Raw genomic sequence first — 4,328 nt, forward strand, 5'->3', positions numbered from 1 at the left:
GGTCCCCGCCCCGATACGCCCGGAGCCCCTCCGGTCTGCAGGTCCTTTGAGCGCGTAGCGCGATGGACCTGCAGACCGGAGGGGCTCCGGGCGTATCGGGGCGGGGACCCCGTCGGCACGTCTTCGCCGTTATTCCTTAAACGTTTCGCCTACGTCGGGTTCCTTGCCCATGCCGTCGAAACCGACGATGTTCATGGTCTTGGGATCGTATACGAGACCGGGCGTCTCCTTCCAGAAGAAGATGAGCGTCGCCGGGCTCGCGCCCTCGATGAGGGAGAGATACACGTGGATGCACATGAACACGATGAAGGCCCACATGCAGAAGTAGTGGATGATGCGCACCTTCATGGCGCCGCCCATGACCTCAAGACCCCAGGCGAACACCGGCCAGCCCGCCGTGGTGCCCCACAGGCAAAAGCCGGTGTAGCCGGTAAAGAAGATCAGGAACGGGATGAGCAGGTAGACGATCTTCTGCGGCACGCCGAGCTTCGCGGCGATGGGATGGTCGCGGCGCAGGAACAGGTAGTAGCTGATCCACGCCCACAGCTGGTGGCGGTTGTCGCGCTGCGGCAGCCACGTCCACACGTCGCGCACGACCTCGCGCGTACCCGGGGCGGGCGCGGACTTCACGATGAAGGCGCCCACGATGCGCACGATGCAGTTCACGATCAGCACGATGCCGAAGAAGACATGGAACCCGCGGGCGATACCCATGAAGCCGCCGAACAGCGGATAGTGGATGTAGAAGCCCGTCAGAATCAAGATGATCATGGCGATGAGGTTCACCCAGTGCGTGATCACGAACGGCAGCGGATGCGCCTCACGGTAATGGGCCATATGCGCCATTTACCTCACCCCCCAAGGAGACGTGACGGTGCTGAAGGTCTTCCCCGACGCGGGCTCGGACACGTGGCACGCGCACGCGGTACACGGGTCGACGCTGTGAACGATGCGCACCGCGTCGAGCGGCTTCTCGAGGTCGGTCACGTCCGTGCCCACGAGCATCTCCTCGAGCGGGCCCGGGTTGCCCTGGCCATCGGTCGGCGACAGGTTCCACGTGGACGGGATGATCTCCTGGTAGTGCGTGACCGTGTCGTTCTCGACGCGCTCGGTGTGCAGCAGGGCGCCGCGCGGCGCCTCCCACAAGCCCACGCCCTCGCCGGTCGTGTTCGTGGCGGGCGTGTAGTACTCCGCCTCGCCTGCGGCCATGAGGTCGACGAGCTCCTGCGCGTCCTCGGCCATCTTGTCGGCCACATAGGACGCCTCGAGCACGCGCGTGAGGATACGGCCCGCGACGCCGTCGAGCTTCGCCCAGGGGATGCCGCTGCGCTTGAGCGCGCTATCCATGAGCTTGCCGACGGGCTCGACCCCGCGCTGGTAGGCGGCGACCATGCGCGCGATGCCGCCGGCCTCGTAGGTCTCGCCGTCGTAGCGTGCGGCCTTGCACCACGTGTACTTGTGGTCGACGTTGCGGCCGTCCTCCGGCCACTGCGGGTCGGTGCGGCCCACCAGCGGATTCAGCGGCGCATGGTAGGCGTAGTAGGCGCGCGAGACGTCCTCGGTGATAAGGGAGACGTCCACGTAGTCGATGCCGAGCGAGCCGTTGGGGCGCAGGTAGGACATGCCGGCCGGCAGGTAGCGATCGTAGAGCTCGCGGTTCGCGGACTCGAGGACGCCGAAGGAGATGAAGCGGCCGGGGCCCTGGCCCAGATCGACGAGCTCGGGGTACTTGGCCAGGATCATGAACGCGTCCGGGATCATCGTGGCGTCGATCCAGGTTTTCAGCGACTTGATGCGGTAGATGATGCCGTCGATCTTCTCGGGCGTGGGCATAAACGACGTGCCGCCCGGGATGGACGTCATGATGTGGGGCATCTTGCCGCCGATGAGCGCGCAGATCTGAGACGCCTCGCCCTGCTTCTCCAGGCCCTCGAAATAATGGGCGGTGCCCACGAGGTCCTCAGCCGGGTCGAAGTGGTAGGCGGGGGCGCCGGAGGCGTCCTTCGCGTCGAACCAGTTGCCCGAGAAGATGGAGAGCTGGCCGTTGTCGGCAAACGCCTGCAGGCGCTCGGACAGCGCGGTGAAGTCGGCTCCCGACGTGCCATACTGCTCGCACACGTCGTAGGCGTCGGCGACCTTGGCGCCCAGGGCGTTCAGCGGGTTGATGTAGTCGAGCCCCATGAGGTTGTAGAACCACAGGATCGTCGAGTGCAGGATCTGGCCGCCCTCGGCGAGGTTGCGCACCAGGCGCGCCCCGTCGGGAATCTGGATGCCGTAGGCGTCCTCGGCGGCCAAGCACGACGCGTGCACGTGGGAAACGGGGCACACGCCGCACACGCGCTGCGAGATGAGCGCGGCATCATAGGGCGAACGGCCCTCGAGGGCGTGCTCGAGGCCGCGGTAGAGGTTACCCGAGACCCAGGCCTGGGAGACCTTGCCGTCCTCGACCTCCATCTCGATGGAGAGATGACCTTCGACGCGGGTAATGGGGTCAACGATGGAACGCGCCATCACTCATCGCCTCCCTTCTCAGTCGTGTCGGCGGGCTTGCCTGCCGCCTCCGGCGCCCCGGCGTCGCGCAACGCATCGGCCGGGTCGACCGGCTTCGCCTCGTTCTCATGAGAGCGGGCTTCCTTCTTGGCGGCGCGGATCTTCTTGAAGCGGTCGATGTTCTTCGGCTCGAGACCGCACTCATCGAGCTCGTCGTACAGCTTGGCGGCACGGGCACCGGCCTTATGGGCCTCCTCGGTACCGTGCTTGACGTCCCAACGGCGCTCGGGCTCGAAGTCGGCGCCGCCGTCGACGCGGCCGGCGACCTTCATGCCCACACCGTGGACCACGAGCGCCGCGACGACGACGCCCGTGACCGCAAGCGCGGCCGTCGTGGGCTGGAACTCGAAACCGAGCAGCGACAGGTCGCGATGGCGCTTCAAAAACGGCGTGTCCTCGTCGACCCAGTTGCGCTGCGGGTGCATCGGCTCGACGTTGCCGCAGCCGATACAGGGGCCGCCCGCCTCGACGCACCAGGAGATGGAGCGGTTCCAGCGGGTGATGGGGCACGTCGTGAACGTCTGGGGTCCGCGGCACCCGAGCGGATAGAGGCAGTAGCCCTTGACCTCCTCGGCGCTGCCGAAACGGTAGACGAACTCACCGTTCTCGAAATGACCGCGACGCGGGCAGTTGTCGTGTACGGTCTGGTCACCGATGCTCGCCGGCACGTTCTTGTCGTTGAGCTCGGGCAGGGTGCCCATGAGCGCGTACTCCACGATGACGGCGATGAGCCACTCGGGGTTCGCCGGGCAGCACGGGATGTTCACGACCGGCGTGTCGATGCCGCGCTCGCTCAAAAACTTCTGGACGCCCATGGCCTCCGAGTCGTTGGGGCGCGCGGCCATCCAGCCGCCGTCGCAGGCGCACGAGCCCAGGGCGATCACCGCGTCGGCGTTCTCGGCAGCCTCGGCCAGCGAATCGGTTCCCTTCTCGCCGCCGACGATCATCACGTTGCCGTCGTAGGCGGTCGGAACGGCGCCCTCGTAGATCAGCACGTAGCCGCCCGCTTTGATCGTGTCCTTGCGGGCCTGCTCCACCGAATGGCCTGCCGCCGCCGAGAGCACCTCGCTGTAGTTGAGCGAGATGGTCTCGAGCACGAGCTGCGGGATGTCCGGCGTATCAGTCTGCGCCAGCGCCTCCGTGCAGCCCGAGCAGGAGCCGCCCTCCATCCAGATCACGGGCAGCAGCTTTCCCGATGCCTCACCTATCTCGATCGCCTCGGCGACTTGCGGAGCCATCGTCTCGGACAGTCCGAGCATGACGGCCAGGCTGCCGCAATACTTCAGGAAATCACGCCGCGTGAATCCGCGCGCACGCAGGCGCTCGGCAAGAGACCCCGTCGCGATCGATTGCGTTCCCGCCATCCGCACACCTCCCTCTGTCATTGCGCACGCAGGCGAGCATGCGCATCCATCCCCTTCATGCATGCCTAGCTTATACGGACATCCCCCGTCCGAATGCCAGAATAATTCATGTTCATTATTGCTTAAAACCCAGTGCAACGGAAGGGATGAGGTGCCCGGCGCTCCGATCTTGCACGCTGTCATTTCATATGGTCAGAGCGGATGGAGCGGCTCGTCTGCGCAGACAGAAAACCGTACGAAATCGCTGCCGTCATCGGTGCCGCGGCAGAGGCGCGTTCGCACGCAAAAGGCCCTCCGCACCCCAATGAACTGCCTCCCATTTCTTGGACATGGAAATAAAAGTCCGAGAGATGGGAGGCTTTCTCATGTCCGTCGGCCTACGATGCAGGCACGACCGCAAGCTCAGGGAGCTCG

General features: G+C 65.6%; 3 protein-coding genes. All 3 read right to left on the reverse strand.

What is annotated here, in order from left to right; translation table 11 throughout:
- Positions 1-129: 129 nt before the first annotated feature.
- From H6A21_RS10575 to H6A21_RS10585, 3 genes are read right to left on the reverse strand one after another with little or no spacing between them, the layout of a single operon-like run.
- Positions 130-846 (reverse strand): cytochrome b/b6 domain-containing protein, encoded by a 717-nt coding sequence (locus tag H6A21_RS10575; protein WP_204562748.1) that lies wholly within the window; start codon positions 844-846, stop codon positions 130-132.
- Complete coding sequence (locus H6A21_RS10580; RefSeq protein WP_204562749.1) at positions 847-2,511, reverse strand: nickel-dependent hydrogenase large subunit; 1,665 nt, start codon at positions 2,509-2,511, stop codon at positions 847-849.
- Positions 2,511-3,914 (reverse strand): hydrogenase small subunit, encoded by a 1,404-nt coding sequence (locus H6A21_RS10585; protein WP_204562750.1) that lies wholly within the window; start codon positions 3,912-3,914, stop codon positions 2,511-2,513. The genes H6A21_RS10580 and H6A21_RS10585 overlap by 1 nt, the downstream gene beginning before the upstream one ends.
- Positions 3,915-4,328: the final 414 nt, after the last annotated feature.

It is taken from the genome of Collinsella tanakaei, assembly GCF_016902615.1.
GTDB classification, from domain to species: domain Bacteria; phylum Actinomycetota; class Coriobacteriia; order Coriobacteriales; family Coriobacteriaceae; genus Collinsella; species Collinsella tanakaei_A.

Excerpts from the sequence above, each read along its gene's own strand:
- H6A21_RS10580 (WP_204562749.1), bottom strand. The coding sequence starts at position 2,511 with ATGGCGCGTTCCATCGTTGACCCCATTACCCGCGTCGAAGGTCATCTC.
- H6A21_RS10585 (WP_204562750.1), bottom strand. The coding sequence starts at position 3,914 with ATGGCGGGAACGCAATCGATCGCGACGGGGTCTCTTGCCGAGCGCCTG.
- H6A21_RS10575 (WP_204562748.1), bottom strand. The coding sequence starts at position 846 with ATGGCGCATATGGCCCATTACCGTGAGGCGCATCCGCTGCCGTTCGTG.